The sequence below is a fragment of the Cyanobacteria bacterium QS_8_64_29 genome (assembly GCA_003022125.1).
Lineage (GTDB): Bacteria > Cyanobacteriota > Cyanobacteriia > Cyanobacteriales > Rubidibacteraceae > QS-8-64-29.
On sequence record PXQH01000064.1, the window covers coordinates 1 to 13715 of the forward strand.

Consider the following 13715-nt stretch of genomic DNA (forward strand, 5'->3'; position numbering starts at 1 on the left):
GTTGCAGCAGTGGCTGTTCCGCCAGCTAGAGAGTCTCTCGAACCGAGAGATTCGTTCGCTGACCAGCCGGAGCTTCATTCGCCGGGCGGTCCGGACGTTTAATAAAGTGCATAGTTTATGAAAAGTGGGATGACGCGGAGCTGCGCTCGACCCTGCAGCAGCCGCCCCTGTCGGCCCAGAAGGCCCCGCCTGCTTTCCAAAACCTAGATCGCCCCACCACCGACGAGATCCTGGCCGGCCAGTACAACAACTTCTACGAGTTCGGCGGCGGCAAATCCATCTGGCCCCAGGCCCAAAAGCTCCCCACCCAAGGTTGGCAGGTCAGCGTGGGCGGGGAAGTCAAAACGCCGCGCACCTACGACCTCGACGATCTCAAGCGCCGCTTCCGCCTGGAGGAGCGCATCTACCGCTTCCGCTGCGTCGAAGCCTGGTCCATGGTGCTGCCCTGGATCGGCTTCCCCATGCGTGCGCTCCTGGCCGATGTTAAGCCCACTGCGCGGGCGCGCTACGTCCGCTTCACCTCTCTCTATGACAGCGATCGCATGCCCGGCCCCACGTTTCAGTTGGGCTCGCGGCCCTGGCCCTACACCGAAGCGCTGCGCCTGGACGAAATGGCCAACGAACTGGCCTTTTTCGCCATCGGCATCTACGGCCACGCGCTGCCCAAGCAGCACGGCGCCCCGCTGCGGGCAGTACTGCCTTGGAAGTACGGGTTCAAAGGCGCCAAATCCATCGTTGGCATCGAGTTCACCTCAACCCAGCCGGCAACGTTCTGGCATACGGTGGCGCCCGACGAGTACGGCTTCCAAGCCAACGTCAACCCCAACGTGCCCCACCCGCGCTGGTCGCAAGCCACCGAAAAATTCATTGCCCATGGCCCCGAGCTCTCCTGGGAGATGCGCGACACGCAGCTCTACAACGGCTATGCCGACTGGGTGGCCGAGCTGTATCGTTGAGGGGAGCCTTCGCTAGCCCGAGGTGACGCCGCCCCCGCATGACAGCCTCGCCGTCTACCGCAACCGCCGATTGGCCCGCGCTGCTGCAGCAGTTGCTGGCGCGCCAGTCGCTGTCCCAGGCGCAAGCCGCCCAGCTCATGAGCGGGTGGTTGCAGGATGCTATTCCGCCGTCGCTCTCAGGTGCCATCCTGGCAGCCTTGGAACTCAAGGGGATCTCGGCAGCAGAACTGGCAGGCATGGCGCAAGTGCTGCAGGCCCAATCCGCTGGCGGCAGCCGCGAGCTGGCCACCCCTCTAATCGATACCTGCGGTACCGGCGGCGATGGGGCGGCCACCTTCAACATCTCCACGGCCGTGGCCTTTGTCGCGGCTGCTGCCGGTGCCCGCGTGGCCAAGCACGGCAACCGCTCGGCCTCAAGCCGCGTTGGCTCGGCTGACGTGCTAGAGCAGCTGGGCATCGATTTGGCTGCCTCCGCCGAGCGCAGCCAGGCGGCCCTGGAGGAAGTGGGCATTGCCTTTGCGTTTGCCCCCCACTGGCACCCCGCCCTCAAGCAGGTCGCGCCGCTGCGGCGCACGCTGGGGGTGCGGACAGCGTTCAACCTGCTCGGGCCGCTGGTCAACCCGTGGTGCCCCAGCGGTCAGGTTGTGGGCGTCGCCGATTCGCAGCTGGTTGAAACTGTGGCGCAGGCCCTGCAGCAGTTGGGCGCCGATCGCGCCATCGCCCTGCACGGGCGCGAAGGGCTGGATGAAGCCGGGCTGGCCGCCGGCAGCGATCTGGCCGTTGCCAGCGGCGGGCGCGTTTGGCAGGCCCAGCTCGAGCCGCAGCAGCTGGGGCTCGCGCCCGCCCCCACCGCGGCCCTGCGCGGCGGCGACCTGGCCGAGAACGCCCGGATTTTGCGCCAGGTCCTGCAGGGGCACGGGACGCAGGCCCAGCAGGATGCCGTCGCGCTCAATGCCGCCCTAGCCCTGCAGGTTGCCAGCATCGTCCCGCTTGAGGCCCACCAGGCCGGGCTAGACTGCGCCCGCGAGGTGCTCCAGAGCGGGGCAGGTTGGGCCAAGCTGGAGGCCCTGGCGCAGTTCTTGGGCCGCTGAGATCGGCGGGCTGCTAGATTGGAGAGCGGTTCGATGCTGGCGTACCGCCCATGTCGCTTTCTGCCCTAGAGGCCCCACCTGCCCTGCTGGTCCTGGCCGATGGCAGCACGTATTGGGGGCGCTCGTTCGGCGCACCCGGCACGATCGTGGGCGAGGTGGTTTTTAATACGGGCATGACCGGCTATCAGGAGGTGCTTACCGACCCCAGCTACCGCGGCCAAATCGTCACCTTTACCTATCCTGAGCTGGGCAACACCGGCGTCACCCCCGAAGATGACGAGTCGGCCGGGCCCCAAGCGCGCGGCGCGATCGCGCGCAACGTCTGCTACGCCCCCAGCAGCTGGCGCGCCCGCGATACCCTTCCTAACTACCTGCAGCAGCACGGCATTCCGGGGATCTACGGGGTCGATACGCGCGCGATCGTCCGCCGGATCCGATCGTTGGGGGCCATGAACGGCGGCATCTCCACCGAGATCCGCGACCCCGAGCACTTGCTGCAGCAGGTGCGGCAAGCCCCCGATATGGCGGGGCTCAACTTGGTTTGGGAGGTCACGACGCCCCATATCTACGAGTGGTCCGATCCCAGCGATCCGGTCTGGGAGTTCCGCCCGGCCGCAGGGGGCAGCGATAGCGAGCCGCTGACGGTCGTAGCGCTCGATCTGGGCCTCAAGCGCAACCAACTGCGTCGCCTGGCCAGCTACGGCTGCCGCATCATTGTCGTGCCGGCCGATACCCCAGCCCAGACCATCCGCAGCTACCAACCGGATGGCCTGTTCCTCAGCAACGGCCCCGGCGATCCGGCAACCGTCACCGAGACCATCGAAACCGCTCGCGAGCTCTATCAAGGTGGTTGCCCCACCTTTGGCATCTGCATGGGACATCAGCTTTTGGGATTGTCGTTGGGGGGCAAGAGTTTCAAACTCAAATTCGGCCACCGCGGCCTCAACCAGCCCGCCGGGCGGCCGCAGCAGGTCGAGATCACCAGCCAGAACCACGGCTTTGCCATCGCGGCTGACTCGCTGCAGGGGCGCGATGACATCGAGATTACCCACCGCAATCTCAACGACCGCACGGTGGCAGGCCTGCGCCACAAATCCCTGCCGGTGTTCTCGGTGCAGTACCACCCGGAGGCCAGCCCCGGCCCCCACGATGCCGACTACCTGTTCGAGCGCTTTGTCGCCCTGATGCGATTGCAGCGCGCCCGATCAGGCCCGCAAGCGGAAGCCCAGCTCGGTACCTGAGGTGCGCTAGCATAGAGCCTTGACTCAAAATCGCCATCAACTGCTTGGAGGGAGGCCACCATTCCTGAGCCGCTTGCTTTAACGGTCAGCCTGCGCGGGACCCGAGAGGCCCGCGAGAACTGCCAGATCTTCCGGTTGACCGGGCTAATGGATGCGTTCTCCGAGTCGGCGCTGCGCACCACAATCGGCAACTATTTCGAGCAAGGCCCTCCCAACCTGATTTTGGACCTCTCGCAGATCGACTTTATCGATAGCTCCGGCATCGGCGCCCTGGTGCAGCTGGTCAAAAAAGTCCAGAACGTGGGCGGTACCCTGCAGATCGTGACCAACGCCCGCGTGACGCAAACGGTGAAGCTCGTCCGCTTGGAAAACTTCCTATCGCTGCGCTCATCGCTGGATGAAGCGCTCGAGCAGGTGGGGGCGTAGCATTGGGGGCAAGCGCAGGTGAGCGACCGAGCGCCCGATGCCGACGCCGATCTGGGGCACGCTGCCGCGCGCTTGCGCGTTCTGGGGGCAGCGCCGCAGGCGCTATCGCAGCTCGAGCGGGCCTCACCAGCGGCCCTAGCCTACTTGGGGGATGCCGTTTACGAAACCCACGTTCGCGCCCGTCACCTACTACCGCCCAAGCGCCTCGAAACCTACCATCAGCACGTAGTGGCCGAGGTGCGGGCCGAGCACCAGGCGCGCCAACTGGACTGGCTGGAGCCGCACCTCACCGAGGCCGAGCGCACCCTGGTGCAGCGCGGCCGCAATGCCAGCTCGGGCCGGCCCCGACGGCTGTCGCGCCGCGTTTACCAGCGCGCGACTGGGCTGGAGGCGCTGATGGGCTATTTGTTCCTGCAAGACCCGCAACGCTTGAGCCAGCTGCTAGCGTTGCTAGAGCGCGATCGCGGTGAGTCGCAGTAACTGTAGCCATCATGAGCGAGCGATCGACACCAGCGCCCCGCAAGCGCAAATCTGCCCGAGAGCGCCCCAACCGCAAGGGAGCGCCTCCCAGCAACCGGGCCAAGCCCAAGCGCAGTGCCGAGCCGGAGCCGGATGGCGCCGCCGAGGAGCTCGTCTACGGCCGCCGTACCGTGCTGGCGACCTTGGAGAGCGAGCGGCCTCTCAATCGCATCTGGATCGCCCCGCGCTTGCGCTACAGCGCGCCGTTCCACGCGCTGCTCGATCGGGCCAAGGGCCGCGGGGCAGCCATTGAGGAGGTGCCGCCGCACCGCTTGGATCGCATCGTCAAAGGCGGCAACCACCAGGGGGTCGCGGCGCAGGTCTCGCCCTATGCCTACTGCGATTTGGCGGTCTTGACCGAGCAGGCGCTGGCCCGACGTGATCGCGCCACGCTGGTGGTCTGCGACGGCATTACCGATCCCCACAACTTGGGCGCGATTGCCCGCTCGGCAGAGGCCTTCGGCGCAGCAGGGTTGGTCTTGCCCAAGCGGCGCGCCAGCGCCATTACGGCAACGGCCATGAAAGTCGCAGCCGGGGCGCTCGAGCGCATTAGCGTGGCGCGGGTGGCTAACATTGCCCGCACGCTGGACCAGCTCAAAGCGAGCGGGTTTTGGATTTACGGAACGGCTGAGGGCGGCCGCCATTCGCTGGAGCAAGCCGAGTTCGACCGCCCCATCGCACTGGCGATCGGCTCTGAGGCCCAGGGCCTGAGCTTGCTGGTGCAGCGCCGCTGCGACGTGCTGGTCTCGGTTCCGCTGATCGGGCAGACCGCCAGCCTCAATGCCTCGGCAGCCGCCGCAGTGGCCCTATACGAGATCGAGCGCCAGCGCCGCGCCCGCCGTCCCATCATCGATGCCGCCGGAGGCAGCTCGGCATGAGCACCAGCGCTAGGGCCAGCTCCCTGCAAGAAGCCCTAATCGATGGATTGCAAGCGCTCGGTTGCGCTGCCTGGGTCGCCATTGTCACCGAGCGCCCGAACTGCACCTACTACTTCGGGCCGTTTTTGTGCCGCCGGGCGGCAGCGCGCTGGCAGCCTGGCTACGTTGAAGACCTGGAGGCCGAAGGGGCCCGCATCGTTAGCGCGACGATCATGCGCTGCCGGCCCCAACAGCTGACGCAACTGCAGGAATCGGCTCCGTCCTAGCGCCGTGCCGAGCGAGCTGTCTACACCGCGAATCGTGCTGGTTGAGCCCAGCGGTGCGCTCAACCTCGGGGCCATCGCGCGCGCCATGAAAAACATGGCCCTGCGCGAGTTGGTGCTGGTCAACCCGCACTGCGATCCGAAAGCTCAAGCGGCCCAACGCATGGCCGTCCATGCCAGCGACATCCTGGCGCAGGCCCGGCAGGCAACCAGCTTGCCCCAAGCGCTGCAGGGCTGCCAGCGCGCGATCGCCACAACCGCTCGCCCCCGGCAGTTCCACGCGCCGCTGGAGTCGCCGCGCGAGGCGCTGCCGTGGCTTTTGGAGGCGCCCTCGGCTTTGGTTTTTGGCCCCGAGGAGCGCGGTTTGAGCAATGCCGAGCTCAACTGCGCCCAGCGCTTTGTCGCCATCCCCAGCAACCCCGACTATCCCTCGCTCAACCTGGCCGCAGCCGTTACCGTCTGTGCCTACGAGCTCTATCAGGCCCGCCGTTCGCCAGCCCCGGCCGCTCGCGACGCAATCCCGGCGCCTCAGGGCGAGGCGGCACCGCTAGAGGAACTCGAGGCCTACTACCAACACCTCGAGTCGGTTTTACTGCAGATCGGGCACTTGGCGCCGCACACGGCGCCAGCGCGCATGCTCAAGCTGCGGCGCCTCTACAACCGAGCGCGTTTGACGCGCGAGGAGCTCGCCTTGCTGCGCGGTACCCTGCGCCAAACCGAATGGGCCATCTCGCAGCCCCCCTCTGCCGGCAGCGGCCCTAGCAGCTAGAGTGGCGGTCGGTCTGGCAGTACCGGCAAGGAGTTGCGGTCCATGGGCAAGCCATCGCGATCACGCCGCACGGCCGACCGCTCCCGAGCGGCGCCGCGATCCGAGCGCCGCCACCCCCGACAGCACCGCCGCAACAGCAACCAGCCCCAGCCGGCTGCCAGCGTGCGAGTGCTGCGATGGGCCATCCGCCTGCTCGTTCTGGGGATGGGCCTGAGCGCGATCGCCGGGACGATCTTGTCGATCGCTGTACCCGCGCGCGAGGCAACCGACTCGCAGGCAATCCCCGAGGCTGCAGGAAGCGGCGATCGCGCGCGCTAAGCGGCAAGTAGTTTACGAATCTTAATAAGATCGTTACACTTATTAAATAGGCACCGCTCGCCCCCGCCTTGCGCAGGCTCGAGTCGCGGAGGCGAGCGGTGCGCCTACTCCCGAGTGCCGTTAGTTGTCAGGTTCGACCATGAAAGGGACTCAATCGCGCTCGACGGCGGCGACCTTCTATACCGACGCCCAAATCGCAACCTGGTTGCGCGGCCTGCTGGCGGTTGCTTGGGCCGATGGCGATTTCAGCCCGGACGAGCGGGAAGCGATCGGCCGCATCGCGCAACAGGAGCTGGCACCCACGGTAGAGTTAGGCGAGCTAGAGCGCATCGAACCGGCCGAACTAGCCCAAGTCCTGGGCGGTGATCGCGCCACCGCCGAGAATTTCATGCGCACGGCCGTGATGGTGGCGATCGCCGACGGGCTCTATACCCCGGCCGAGTCCCAGCTGCTGAATGCCTTCGCGCAAGCGCTGGGTTTGGAGCTGGAGGCGCTCAAATCGCTGGAGCGAACGCTCAGCGATGGAAACGACACCGCTAGTGGCGGTGACGTTCGTGCCGCTTCGGCATCGCAGCAATCCGATGGCAGCGCCTATCCCCACACGGATCTGCTGCAACCGGTCAAGGAATGGTTGCAAGGAGTCGAGGTGCGCGATCCGCGCCTGGCGCGCTTTATTTGTAGAATGATCCCGGCGCAGTGCCCGTTCGAGCGCGAAATTAAGCTCTTTGGGTACAAGATCGTGCGCATCCCGCCGCTGTGCAAGCTCAACCCGCTCTACGAGCAGTTGGTCGATCTGCGCTTTCGCGCCCTGTCTTACCTGGCCGATGAGTGCGGCGAGGACGTCTCGCAATACGTCTAGGAGCGCCCTATGGCGTTGGTCGATCGCGCCACAATCGAGGTCGAAGCCGGCCGCGGCGGGGACGGCCTCGTGGCCTTTCACCGCGAAAAATACGTGCCGGCCGGTGGCCCCTCCGGTGGCAGCGGTGGCGACGGCGGCGCGATCGCGCTGGTGGCAAGCGAGAACCTGCAAACGCTGCTGGACTTTCAATATTCGCCCAGCTTTAGGGCAGCCAGCGGCCAGCGAGGCGGCCCCAAAAATCGCACCGGGGCCAGCGGGGCGGACCGGCATATTGCCGTTCCCTGCGGGACAGTCGCCTACGACGCCGAGACAGGCGAGCGCTTAGGCGATCTGGTCGCGCCCGGGCAAACGCTAACGGTCGCGCGCGGCGGCCGCGGCGGTTGGGGCAACCGCCGCTACTTGAGCAATCACAATCGTGCTCCCGAACGGGCCCGCGCCGGCGGTGCCGGCCAGAGGCGGCGCTTGGCGCTCGAGCTCAAGCTGCTGGCCGATGTGGGGGTGGTGGGCCTGCCCAACGCCGGCAAATCCACCCTCATTGCCGCGCTATCGCAAGCCCGGCCCAAAATTGCCGATTACCCGTTTACGACGCTTGCGCCCAATCTGGGCGTCGTCCGCCATCCCGGTGGGGATAGCGCGGTCTGGGCCGATATTCCGGGGCTGATCGCGGGCGCGCATGCCGGCGTGGGTCTGGGCCATGACTTTCTGCGCCACATCGAGCGCACGCGGGCGCTGGTTCACGCCATCGATATGACCGCGCCCGATCCCATTGCCGATTTCAAAACACTGCGAGCCGAGCTGGCCGCGTACCAGCCGCAGCTCGCGCGGCGAGCGAGCGCCATTGCCCTCACCAAAGCCGATGCCCTCGATTCGGCCATGCAATCCGCCATCGCCCAAGCGCTATCCGAGCGCACCGAAGCGCCCATCCATTGCATCTCGGCAGTCAGCGGCGCCGGTTTGGAGGCATTGCTGGCGTCCGTGCAAGCCGCCCTGGCCGACCCGGCAGCACCTGCGGGGGCTGGGAACGTTGCGCTGCCTCAGGCGTCTTGGTAGAGAGAGGCTATCCCGCAGCTACACTGATGGGGATAGCTCGAGGCTTTGCCCGTTTCCCTCACCTTTTTTACCCATGACCGTTGCCCAGTTTCCCCGCCACCACCGCCAGCCTCGCTGGCGATGGGCCCCAGCCTTGCTGGCCGGCATCGTAACTGTTGCGGCGCTGCCAGGGGCGGGACGCACCCAAACCAGCAATGGCGGCAACGAATCGGCCCTGACCATCCGCGCGGACACCCAGCGCGCCAATTCCCAAACTGGAGTCATTACGGCCGAAGGCAACGTTCGGATTGCCTACCCAGCACGCGACATCCAGGCAACAGCGGCGCAGGCCAAATACTACCGCGACAAGCGGCGCCTGGTTCTGAGCGGCGGCGTCTACGTCCTGCAAGAGGGCAACAGCTTGCGCGCCGAGCGCGTCACGTACTCGGTTGATCGCGATCACTTGGTGGCCGAATCGGCCCAGAAGCAGCAAGTGCAAGCCACTTACGTTTTGCCCAAGCAGTCGCAAGCTCAGCAGTAACCGCCGCTGCGCGAACGCCGTTCCCTCCGCCAGCTTGACTGTCGTTCTGAAAGATGTCCGCAAGCGCTACGGCCGGCACACGGTCGTTGGCGGTGTCGATCTGAGTGTCTCGCCGGGCGAGATTGTGGGCTTGCTGGGTCCTAATGGGGCGGGCAAGACTACCACGTTTTACACCGCTACTGGCCTGGTCAAACCCGATGTCGGTAGCGTCTGGTTGGGGGCGCGCAATATTACGCCCCTACCGCTAGAGCGACGCTCGCGGTTGGGCATCGGTTACCTGCCGCAGCAGCCCAGCATTTTCCGCCACATGAGCGTGGGCGATAACCTGCGCTTGGCCCTCGAGCACAGCCGAGTGCCCCGTTCCGAGCGGCGCGAGCGCTTGCACGAGTTGCTAGCCGAATTCGATTTGGCGGCGATCGCCCGGCGCCAGAGCACGCAGGTCTCGGGCGGCGAGCGGCGGCGCACCGAGCTGGCGCGCGCCCTGGCAACGGACCGCCGGGGGCCGAGGTTTTTGCTGCTGGACGAACCGTTTGCGGGGGTGGATCCCATTGCGGTAACCGAGCTGCAAGCCACGATCACGCGGTTGCGCGAGCGCGGCATTGGCATGCTGCTCACCGATCACAACGTGCGCGAGACGCTCGCTATCGTCGATCGGGCCTACATCCTCAAAAGCGGCGAGGTTTTGGCAGCCGGCACGGCCAGCGAGCTCTATCGCAACCCCCTCGTGCGGCAGTATTACCTGGGCGAGAGCTTCCAACCCTAGTGGGGCTTTCTCCCCGGTAGCGCCTTGCGGCGGGCCTGCCATCGCCGCTGTCACGCAAGCCATTAGGGCCTTCCGTGCTAGACCGTTACCTGCTACGAGAACTCCTGCTGCCGTTTTTATTCGGCATTGGCCTGTTTGCTGCCATCGGCATCTCGGTGGGCAGCCTGTTCGAGCTGGTGCGCCGCGTTACCGATTCGGGGCTGCCGTGGCAAGTTGCCGCCGAAGTTCTGCTGCTCAGGGTGCCGCAGTTTGTGGCCTATGCCTTCCCCATGGCCACGCTGCTGGCTAGCTTGATGGCCTACAGCCGCCTGAGCAGCGATAGCGAGCTCGTGGCCATGCGCAGCATTGGCATCGGCACGGTTCGCCTGATTGCGCCGGCTATTGCCTTGGGCCTGATCGTGACCGGATTGACGTTTCTGTTTAACGAGCTGATCGTCCCGGCGGCCAACCAGCAAGCCTCCACCACGCTGGAGCGCGCGCTCGATCGCGAGGATCCGGGGCTCCAAAAGCGCAACATCCTGTTTGCTCAATACCGCGAGGTGGGGGATGGCGGGCAGGGCAAAGTGCTATCGCGCCTGTTTTATGCCGAGCGCTTCGACGGCGAGCGCATGCGCGGGCTGACGGTCCTCGATCGCTCCCAACAGTCGGTGCGCCAAATCGTCTCCGCCCAATCCGCCACCTGGAATCCCGCCCAGAACCGCTGGGATTTTTACAACGGCACCAACTACCTGATTGCCGCCGATGAGTCGTTTCGCAACATCGTTCGCTTCGAGCACCAAGCGCTGGATCTGCCCAAGACGCCGCTCAAGTTGGCCCAAACGGATCGCGATGCCGACGAGATGAGCTGGGCGCAGGCCCGCGAGCGCTTGCAAACGCTGCGCGGGCACGGCAGCGAGCGCGAGCTGCGCAAGCTGCGCGTGCGCATCCACCAGAAAGTATCGCTGCCCTTTGCCTGCCTCATTTTTGGTTTTTTGGGCGCTGCCTTGGGCGTCAAGCCGCCGCACGCCGGCCGAGGCACTAGCTTCGGCATCAGCATCCTGGTGGTGTTTGGCTACTATGTCGTCTTTTCGCTAACTGGCGCCATGGCGCAGGTGGGGACGATTCCGCCGCTGCTAGGGGGCTGGGTGCCCAACTTGCTGGGCCTGAGCAGCGGCGGCTACTTGCTGCTTCGGGCCGCTCGCTAGCCGTTCCCTGCCTCAAAGTGCCCCGCAATCGCCTCGGCAAACGCCGAGCACGACAGCGGCGGTTCCACCGGCGGCTCCATCAGGCGGGCCAAATCGTAGGTGACCTCGCGGGCGGCAATGGCGCTGCCCACGCCGCGATGGATGGCATTAGCGGCCTCCTGCCAGCCCAAAAACTCCAGCATCATGGCCCCTGAGAGAATCAGCGAGCTGGGATTGGCGCGATCGCGCCCGGCGTGCCGCGGGGCCGTGCCGTGGGTGGCCTCAAAGATGGCGCAGCGATCGCCAATGTTGGCGCCAGGCCCCATGCCTAGGCCGCCAACCAGGGCAGTTGCCGCGTCCGAGAGGTAGTCGCCGTTGAGGTTGGTCGTGGCCAAAATGGAGTAGGCCTCGGGGCGGGTCTGGATCTGCTGGAAGGCGCTATCGGCAATGCGATCGTTGACCAGGACCTTATCGCGCCACTGGCCGCCCCCGTGGGTTTCGCCAATGGCATCCAGCACCGCTCGGACTTCGCGAGCGCAGGCATCGCGCTGCTGGGCCGGGAGCACGTCAAAGCCCGGCTCGAGCTGGCGGGCGTTGCCCGCCACTGACAGCTCGGGATCCGCCTCCTGGTTGCCCAAGATCCAGGACTCGCGCTCGGTGACGCAGGCGTGGCGAAACTCAGTGGTGGCCAGTTCGTAGCCCCAGTCGCGAAAGGCTCCCTCGGTGTATTTCATGATGTTGCCTTTGTGCACCAGGGTGACGGTGCGCTTGCCGGGGGGCAGCTGCTGCGCGTGCCGGATGGCGCGGCGGACCAGGCGTTGGGAGCCGGTTTTGCTAATGGGCTTGATGCCGATGCCAGCATCAGGCGGGATCTGCAAGCCTTGTTGCTCGGCTGTGGCCGGAATGAGGCTCTCGTTGAGCTGGCGGATGAGCTCGCTGCCAACTTCACTGCCCTGGGCCCATTCGACGCCCAGGTAGAGGTCTTCGGTGTTTTCGCGATAGACAATGGCATCCAGCCGCTCCGGGTACTTGTGGGGCGAAGGGACCCCCGGGTAGTGGCGCGACGGGCGGACGCAGGCGTAGAGATCGTTTTGCTGCCGCAGGGCCACGTTGAGCGAGCGGATGCCGCCGCCTACGGGCGTCGCGAGCGGTCCTTTAATGGCGATGCCGCAGTCGCGGATGGCGTTGCGGGTATCGGCCGGTAGGTGCTGCTGGGCGCCGTAGCGATCGCAGGCTTCGCTGCCGGCAAAAACCTGGAACCAGCGAATCCGGCGCCGATCCCCGTAGGCAGCCGCCACGGCCGCATCCAGCACCCGCTGGGTGGCCGGCCAAATGTCGGCACCAATGCCATCACCGCGAATGAAGGGGATGATGGGCTCATCCGGTACCACCGGTTGACCGTCCTGGTAGCGAATGCGGCTCCCGGTGGTTGGCGGTTCAATCTTGTCGTACATCGTCATCGGGCAGTGGCCAAAATGGCTGAGCGCGTTACGGGTCGCCCTCAGGAGCCGATCCGGTAGCCTCGGTGTCCTCGGGCGCTGGCACCTTTTGAGGCGAGTTTTCCCCGTTTGCCTGCTCCTCGGCTGCCTTACCCGATGCCGCTGGCGGCGGGGATGCCTCCTCGGCCTCGCTCGGTTCGGGCTGAGTGCGCTCGGCGGGCGGCTGTTGGGCGTCCTCTGCAGCGGACTGGGGCGAGCCGGTTGCTTGCTCAGGCTCGCTCGGCGGGCGGGCATGGGGATCGATCAGGCGGCGCGCTTGCGCTGGCGAAAGGTCGCCGCGCTTGAGGCGCGAGAGTGCGTCCTGGCCGCCCGGTTGGTAAGCAAAGCCGCGCACTGTATCGTTAAAGGCATTGGCAACGGGCTCGCCCGCCCCATCCAGCAGCTGCAGGCGGATCCAGTTCTGGCCCGGGCGCAAGCCGCTCAAGTAAACAGGCATCCACCGCTGGAGGCGAAAGCGCTCGCCATTGAGGGTCACCTGCAGCTGCCACTCGGACGGGTTGCCAGCCGCCGATGGCTCGAGGCCGCTGAGGTGCCAATCCAGCAAGATAGGCTCGGCGCCGTACTGCCCTTGCGGCAGGTTGTAGGTCAGCTGCGGCCGGTCGGGATCGGGCATGCGCTCGCCCGTGTCGGTAAAGACGTGGAAGCGGGTCTGGGCGTAGGCCCCCTCGTTTTTGGCGCTCTCGTGCCAGGGGTAGGCAGCGAAGGCGCGTACCGTGTGGCTGCCCCCGGCCAGATCCGCAAAAACAATCGGGTCGCTGGTGTCGTAGACCGTGCGGTAGGGTCGCCCATCAAGCGCGACGTGCAGGTGCGGCCCCAAGCCCCATTCCGGATCGGCAAACAGCGGCCAGTCTTGCACCCGGACCCGCAGCGCCAGCCGCGGCTCCTGCAGCGTCCGGCCCGGCTCAGGGGCGGTAATGGTTACCTGCGGCTGCCGAGCGGCCAGCTGCCGGCGTAGCTCTCGGATGGCTGCGGGCGGCGCCACCTCAGCAATCGCGGGCTCGGCCTCGGCGGGCGGCGGCGTGCTAGCCTCGGGCTCACTTCCCGGGGCGCGGGCATCGCTCTCGGCGCATCCCAGCGTTGCCCAGCCCAGTACCAGCGCCAGCAAGTAAGGCAAGCCCCGCCGCAGCAGCGGCCGGATGGCGATCGCGGTCAACGCGCTTCTCCGCTCGGGCGACAGGCGCTATTGTTGCACGCCTGCGGACCGCTCGGGAGGGGCCACAAGCGCGCTGCCCCAAGCGGGACTGGGGCGTTAAATTTTGTAAACTTATCGGGACTGCATGCCAGTCCAGGGGCAACGCCAAGGCAACCAGGGGCAGGCGCTCGTCAAGCGTTTGGGGGTCTTAAATATTGTTACAGCGCCTCTACAGCGCTGCGACCGCCCTCTATGATTGGCAAATAAG

At 66.3% G+C, this 13715-nt stretch carries 16 protein-coding genes; 14 read left to right on the forward strand and 2 right to left on the reverse strand.

The genetic code is table 11. The annotated features are described in order from the left end of the window. Positions 1 to 101 precede the first annotated feature (101 nt). From BRC58_10295 to BRC58_10360, 14 genes are all read left to right on the forward strand, one after another. Entirely contained in the window at positions 102 to 956 is an 855-nt protein-coding gene (locus BRC58_10295) for a protein-methionine-sulfoxide reductase catalytic subunit MsrP (GenBank protein ID PSP15961.1), read from the forward strand. A 38-nt stretch (positions 957 to 994) separates the two neighbouring features. Next, complete coding sequence (gene trpD / locus BRC58_10300; protein ID PSP15962.1) at positions 995 to 2047, forward strand: anthranilate phosphoribosyltransferase; 1053 nt, start codon at positions 995 to 997, stop codon at positions 2045 to 2047. Between the two features lie 50 nt (positions 2048 to 2097). Further along, entirely contained in the window at positions 2098 to 3288 is a 1191-nt protein-coding gene (locus BRC58_10305) for a carbamoyl phosphate synthase small subunit (protein PSP15963.1), read from the forward strand. Positions 3289 to 3348: 60 nt separating this feature from the next. After that, positions 3349 to 3714, forward strand: coding sequence for an anti-sigma F factor antagonist (locus BRC58_10310; GenBank protein ID PSP15964.1), 366 nt, complete (start codon positions 3349 to 3351; stop codon positions 3712 to 3714). Positions 3715 to 3765: 51 nt separating this feature from the next. Then, positions 3766 to 4194 (forward strand): Mini-ribonuclease 3, encoded by a 429-nt coding sequence (locus BRC58_10315; protein PSP16027.1) that lies wholly within the window; start codon positions 3766 to 3768, stop codon positions 4192 to 4194. An 11-nt stretch (positions 4195 to 4205) separates the two neighbouring features. Then, positions 4206 to 5111: a 23S rRNA (guanosine(2251)-2'-O)-methyltransferase RlmB gene (locus BRC58_10320; protein PSP15965.1), complete on the forward strand. Its 906-nt coding sequence runs from the start codon at positions 4206 to 4208 to the stop codon at positions 5109 to 5111. A 23-nt stretch (positions 5112 to 5134) separates the two neighbouring features. Then, positions 5135 to 5377 (forward strand): hypothetical protein, encoded by a 243-nt coding sequence (locus BRC58_10325; protein ID PSP16028.1) that lies wholly within the window; start codon positions 5135 to 5137, stop codon positions 5375 to 5377. A gap of 16 nt (positions 5378 to 5393) precedes the next feature. After that, positions 5394 to 6143: an RNA methyltransferase gene (locus tag BRC58_10330; protein ID PSP16029.1), complete on the forward strand. Its 750-nt coding sequence runs from the start codon at positions 5394 to 5396 to the stop codon at positions 6141 to 6143. 42 nt (positions 6144 to 6185) lie between these two features. Next, positions 6186 to 6461 (forward strand): hypothetical protein, encoded by a 276-nt coding sequence (locus tag BRC58_10335; protein ID PSP15966.1) that lies wholly within the window; start codon positions 6186 to 6188, stop codon positions 6459 to 6461. A 139-nt stretch (positions 6462 to 6600) separates the two neighbouring features. Next, positions 6601 to 7320 carry a nitrogenase gene (locus BRC58_10340; protein PSP15967.1) on the forward strand — a complete coding sequence of 240 codons (720 nt, stop codon included), beginning with the start codon at positions 6601 to 6603 and terminating at the stop codon, positions 7318 to 7320. A 9-nt stretch (positions 7321 to 7329) separates the two neighbouring features. Then, positions 7330 to 8370, forward strand: coding sequence for a GTPase ObgE (locus BRC58_10345; protein PSP15968.1), 1041 nt, complete (start codon positions 7330 to 7332; stop codon positions 8368 to 8370). 133 nt (positions 8371 to 8503) lie between these two features. Continuing rightward, on the forward strand, positions 8504 to 8890 hold the full coding sequence (locus tag BRC58_10350) for an OstA family protein (protein PSP16030.1): 387 nt from the start codon (positions 8504 to 8506) through the stop codon (positions 8888 to 8890). 34 nt (positions 8891 to 8924) lie between these two features. After that, positions 8925 to 9653: an LPS export ABC transporter ATP-binding protein gene (gene lptB / locus BRC58_10355; protein PSP15969.1), complete on the forward strand. Its 729-nt coding sequence runs from the start codon at positions 8925 to 8927 to the stop codon at positions 9651 to 9653. Between the two features lie 47 nt (positions 9654 to 9700). After that, on the forward strand, positions 9701 to 10837 hold the full coding sequence (locus BRC58_10360) for a permease (protein PSP15970.1): 1137 nt from the start codon (positions 9701 to 9703) through the stop codon (positions 10835 to 10837). Here the strand turns inward: BRC58_10360 and BRC58_10365 are convergent. Together BRC58_10365 and BRC58_10370 are read right to left on the reverse strand one after the other, a co-directional pair. Beyond that, entirely contained in the window at positions 10834 to 12270 is a 1437-nt protein-coding gene (locus tag BRC58_10365; protein PSP16031.1) for an NADP-dependent isocitrate dehydrogenase, read from the reverse strand. The two genes, BRC58_10360 and BRC58_10365, sit on opposite strands and share 4 nt — an antisense overlap. 34 nt (positions 12271 to 12304) lie before the next feature. After that, the gene (locus tag BRC58_10370) at positions 12305 to 13468 is read right to left on the reverse strand and encodes a hypothetical protein (protein PSP15971.1); all 1164 of its coding nucleotides are present in this window, start codon (positions 13466 to 13468) and stop codon (positions 12305 to 12307) included. Between the last annotated feature and the right edge of the window lie 247 nt (positions 13469 to 13715).